The organism is Labrys miyagiensis, assembly GCF_030160835.1.
GTDB lineage: Bacteria > Pseudomonadota > Alphaproteobacteria > Rhizobiales > Labraceae > Labrys > Labrys miyagiensis.
Map to the genome: position 1 here is coordinate 1 of NZ_BSPC01000084.1, position 4,990 is coordinate 4,990.

The 4,990-nt window shown below is 56.1% G+C and carries 4 protein-coding genes and 1 pseudogene; 3 read left to right on the forward strand and 2 right to left on the reverse strand.

Going from position 1 to position 4,990, the window contains the following annotated elements; genetic code table 11:
* Positions 1-988: 988 nt before the first annotated feature.
* The 3 genes from QQL24_RS33885 to QQL24_RS33895 all read left to right on the forward strand — a co-directional run bounded on the left by QQL24_RS33885 (position 989) and on the right by QQL24_RS33895 (position 3,606).
* Positions 989-2,215, forward strand: coding sequence for a hypothetical protein (locus QQL24_RS33885; protein WP_284316737.1), 1,227 nt, complete (start codon positions 989-991; stop codon positions 2,213-2,215).
* A gap of 213 nt (positions 2,216-2,428) precedes the next feature.
* Positions 2,429-2,875 carry an MscL family protein gene (locus QQL24_RS33890; protein WP_284316738.1) on the forward strand — a complete coding sequence of 149 codons (447 nt, stop codon included), beginning with the start codon at positions 2,429-2,431 and terminating at the stop codon, positions 2,873-2,875.
* A 155-nt stretch (positions 2,876-3,030) separates the two neighbouring features.
* Positions 3,031-3,606: a recombinase family protein gene (locus QQL24_RS33895; RefSeq protein WP_284316739.1), complete on the forward strand. Its 576-nt coding sequence runs from the start codon at positions 3,031-3,033 to the stop codon at positions 3,604-3,606.
* Between the two features lie 467 nt (positions 3,607-4,073).
* Here the strand turns inward: QQL24_RS33895 and QQL24_RS33900 are convergent.
* Both QQL24_RS33900 and QQL24_RS33905 read right to left on the reverse strand, forming a co-directional pair.
* A pseudogene (locus QQL24_RS33900) lies at positions 4,074-4,571 on the reverse strand (GrpB family protein).
* A 97-nt stretch (positions 4,572-4,668) separates the two neighbouring features.
* Positions 4,669-4,990: GNAT family N-acetyltransferase (locus tag QQL24_RS33905; protein ID WP_284316740.1), on the reverse strand; the 322-nt coding region annotated here is incomplete at its 5' end.

The window sequence follows — 4,990 nt, forward strand, 5'->3', positions numbered from 1 at the left end:
CCCGATGCGACGAGAGGCTTGCTTCAGGTCCGGCAACGCCGACACAAATTGCATTGTGGGCGATTTGGCTCGTGGCGAGTGAGATCCACACGGTCTCCAGCAATGTCGGCTCAAAACATCAAGGGCTCTGAGTCTTAGCAGGTGGAGGCACAACGTTATTATAATCGAAAGTCATCGAAGCTGGCCCAAACGCGTCCTGCCCCTGCATTATTCCTGTCAAACGAAGAGGGAGTCCTGTTTCTTTGGAAATCCACATCGTTTGGCTCATCGATGGAGTTGGAGCACCGGGCATCCCGAAAGAAGCGATCCACTGTTCCTCTACGACGCGTGTAGGCTCACCGTTTACGAGCTCATCCTTGTCAAATTTGCAGCTTTCCTTGAGAAATTGCCTGGTGTGATTCAGGTCTTCGATCATCTGATCCGACGTCATAGGGATAGACTGCCACCGCCCCAGCTGTCCGAGATATAATCGCCCGCCAACCCACCGCTTTTCAAGCGGCGGTAGGGCTTGACCGCTTTTGTTCGTGGGCACTATCTGAGCGGCGAAAGGGATTCTTGCTTGCGCTATGAGAGCATCGAAAATCACCCGACAGGCGTCCTTCGATGCGGTTTGCCCATTAGTTGGCTCCGCAGCTTGTGCCGATATAGTGCAGCAAACTAACATGAAAGTCGCTATGGTCGCGCAAACTGTTGGCCTAACCTCGCTCATCGTCAGCCTTGCTTCCTGCTTTTCATAAGAATCCCAACTATAGCGAGGCTCTTGCTTCTGAATTCTGCAATCGCTTAACTACCACCAGCGCATCATCCGGCAACGGCTGCTGCTACTCCTTCGCTTCGCTGTGGGACGCTCTGCATCCACACGTCACACTCTTCGTTATCCCGCAAGATCACCGGCATTGCCTTGGCACGATGCGGCTTCACGACGGCGTTCGCATCGGTCGTCAGAAAGCCAAATATGTAACGTCTGCGAACTCACATTGTTAGGGCCATGTCGAATTTCGTCTACAGCCTCATCACGATCACTGGCATCCAGGCTGAGATCGATGCCTTCATAGAGCGCTTCTGCGTGGGCGAGGGGCAATCCCTCGCCCTGAGCCTGGAGAAGGCTTTGCCTCTTCCGCCCGCGCCGTGGGAGGGGCAACTCGCGTGGGCGCGCAATCATTGGGGCACACCGGAAATTGAAGGGAGCATGGTGATGAGCAAGCGCAAGGGCCGGCTCAAGCTCGGCTTTGGCAGCACGGATGCACCGCCCTTTCCCGTGTACGAGATCTATACCAAAGCCTTTCCTAACCTCACCTTCAGCGCCCGTTACGCAGACCCCGCCAATGAGACGGCGATGGCGGCCTTAGGCAAGAATGGCAAGGTGACACTGACCGAACTGCTCTGGGACGAGAAGATCGAAGCCGAGTTTGAGCCAGTCATGTATGGCGGCGAAGACCCCGCCACCTTCCAACTGCCTAGGCCACCCGAGATTCCTATTGCTACCGCTCCGCAGGGTTTCTTCGAGCTGCCGTTGTCTCCTCTCAAGCGTTGGCGTTTTTGGCGACTGCAGCGGGCCTTGGCGGGCTATCCGCCCTATGCGCCACCAATTAAGGGCACAGTCGCCTATCTCAGCACAGCAGATGGCAAGACGAATTTCGATGTCCTCATGGCGTCGAAATTCGAACGTCTCGGTTATTTGAAGATTTTCCTGGCGCGCCAGGGGGTGAGGCTGACGTCATCGCCCGAAAGCACTGTGGATGTGGCCACTTGGTTCGATCGCTATGGCGGCTATCTCCTGCCCTACAGGAGGAATGGGCTCCTGTCCTTGTGGGATACGAAATCGCGTGACCATTGGTATCGTGTTTGGACAGACCATGCTGTCCCCTGGACTGGGCGCTGGGCCGGTCTGAACGTCATCCTCGATATCACGCTCTACCTTGGCGACAGGCTGATCGCGGCCCATCCTGAGTTGCAATGGAAACAGTATGTCTCAAAAAGGCGGCGCAAGGAGCCGATGTCGTGCGAGAATCTGCCCTGCATTGGCAGCGCGTCCAATGTCGACGCCTTCTCCATCACCGAGTATATGGAGCGCAAGGCTGCCTTTCTGGCGAGCCTGCTTCGAGGAGATGCGGGCCTCAGTCCTAAGGACACGCTAAGCGAGCTGAATAGCTTTCTGGTCCATTCTGAAAAAATCCGACATGACATGGCTCCTTCGCTTTCGGATAAGCTGTGAACTCAACGGCCACCGAAGAATCAGGCTCCTGGGTGTTGTGAAACCCAGTAGTAAAAGTGAAGCCTTAATTGGGATATAGACGACAACGATGCCATTCCTGACCAATTTGATTACAACGAACGTTGCCCGTCTTTATAATTTCTGTGGAGAAATTATAAGTAACTGACGGGGTGTGGAGGCGATGTCTTTGGAACCGATAGGGTGGTCAATACTATGCTCAAGGAGCTCAGGGAGATTTCCTCAAGAGCCGGCATTGCAGGCTTGGCAATCAGTGTGGCTATCGGAGTGACCCTTGGAACGGTCATCGGCTCCGCTTTCGTAAGACTTGTCACAGCTATTATTAGTGATCTGCTTTTCCCGATTATTGGGGCAGCAATCCCCGGGGGATTAGATTTCTCGAACACCTATATCATGCTGCGTGGAAGTGCTCCCGCAGGCACTTCTCTTTCAGAAGCCAGAAAGTTAGGTCCGGTTCTTGCAATCGGAGACCTCATAAGCACTTTCTTGTATCTTGCTATTCTAATGGTCGTGCTGTTCGCCGCGATCAAATTTCTGATCAAGATCACGCGTGTATTCCTTGGGCCGGCTGTGCGAGCTCCTCCTGCCGATGTTCGGCTTCTCGAGGAGATTCGAGACCTCCTCGCCAAGAAGGACGCATAGAGTGGAATAATATTCATTCCTGCGGGATGGCGTGAGTCGCCAAATTGCCGACTTTCGCGACGCCATGCCCACCTTTTGAAATCTCAGCGGGTTTCCCATTGCAAAACTCGGTTGCAAAATATTGTTATGCGAACGAGTTTTGCAACGGATTTACCATGCTGATTGGCTGTTTCCGCGTCTCCACTGACGATAAGGATTTGAGTCAGCAGCGCGCTACCCAGGCGGCGGCCGGTTGCACCAAGAATTACGAAGAGAGGATATCAGGCGCCAAGCGCGATCGGCCCGAGCTGCGTCGCATGCTCGATCATCTGCGCGATAGCGGTGTGGTCATGATCACCAGGCTCGATCGCCTGGCGCGATCCACCAAGGATCTCCTCGACATTGCTGAGCTGCTCAATGAGCTCAAAGCGGGTCTTTGCTCCCTCCGCGAACCGTGGGCCGACACAACATCGCCAGCTGGCCGCATGGTAGTGACGGTCTCCGCCCGCATTGCAGAATTCGAGCGTGCCCTGATCCATCAGCGGACCAGCGCCGGCCGATCGGCAGCGCGGAACAAGGGGGTCAAGTTCGGTCGGCCGCCGGCGCTCAAGGGTGAACAGATCACCCTCGGGCAAAAGCTCCTCAATGAGGGGCTGACCGCCCGCCAGGTCGCGAAGGCGCTCAAGGTGCATCCTTCGACGATCTATCGGGTGCTGCGTGGCTCGATTTCAGCGAGCGATGCAGCCACATGATATCCTTGATCCTGTTCATCAGCGCTTGGTTTGTGGCTGGGGCTGTGTGGATGGGTCGAGCTGGCTGGTACGCGCTGATGCGTCGTTATCCTGACCAGCAAGAAGAAGCCTATCTGCGTCTCAAAGGACAGTGGGGCCGGATGAGCCGAAACGTGCAAACTAGCAACCTACTGGCACTTAGCGCGTGCCCCTCCGGCCTCAGGGTTGCCATCCCGAGACTATTTGCGCCGTTCTGTCGGCCGTTTTTTGTGCCGTGGCACGAGATCCAATTCGAGGAGAGGAGTAACGGGTTATGGACCTCGGTCAGGATGCAGTTCGGCAGTCCGCCTTGCGGCGAACTCACTATTTCCAAGGGCGTTGCTAACAAATTAGCGCAAGGGTCACATGGTCGATGGCCCACCCTCGAACGATGAGAGTGGCCACTGGCTTCGCGAAAGTCAGGATTTTCGCAAGAAACCGCTACGGCTTCATCTGGCGAGGGCTTCTGCCTCAATCTTCCGTATCCATGCATTCTTGCAATCGCCATAGGCGTGCGAGTTGTCGGGATGCAAGCTCTGGCAACGCGCCTTCTCTCGATCATAGGCCGCGGCCACGTCTGGTCTTTCCCGTAGATAATCACGAAAGGCGAGATGCCTGACGATCTCTGACGAACCCTCGACGTAGCAGTGAAGCTAGACCAGCCTGCGGGCTGTCACGGGATCGGCCTTCGTGCAGTAGCGCCGCCCAGGCAGACCGAACTCGCCCCACCATTCATAACCTAACGCCTCGAGATCGGCACGGCGACGCTCCAGCTCCGGGAGGCTTGTAACGACAGGTATGAGATCCAGGATCGGCTTTGCGCGAATGCCCGGAACTGCCGTTGATCCGACATGGTGAACTGTCAGCAATGTAGGCCCCATGGCAAGCGCGAGCGCGTTGGCTTCTGCGGCCGCCTTCTCCGCCCACTGCGGATCGTGGGGCAGCAACTGGACTTTGACGGGTGGTGGCAGCTGGATTCTCCTTGTCGCAAAACCTGGCCTTCTGCAACCATTTTGACACCGGATTTCCTCTGCGTCGCGGAGACTAAGGGTCTCGAAGCAGGGGGTCCCGTCGGAGGATTTTGCTCATGCTGATACGCGGTTCGATCCGATAACCCGATCGTTCATAGAACTCGACCACGGCCGCGTTGGATTCGACCACCTGCAAATTCACTTTGGTGCAGCCCAAGGCCATAAGGCGGCGTTCGGCCTCAGCAAGAAGCTTCAGCCCAATTCCTCGATCTCTATGTGACTTCAATACCGCGATGCGGGAAATCCAGCCTCTGTGCCCCTCGTATCCCGCCATCACGGAACCAACGACAGCCCCACCATCCAGCGCGACGACCATTAACTCGGGCTGGAACCGA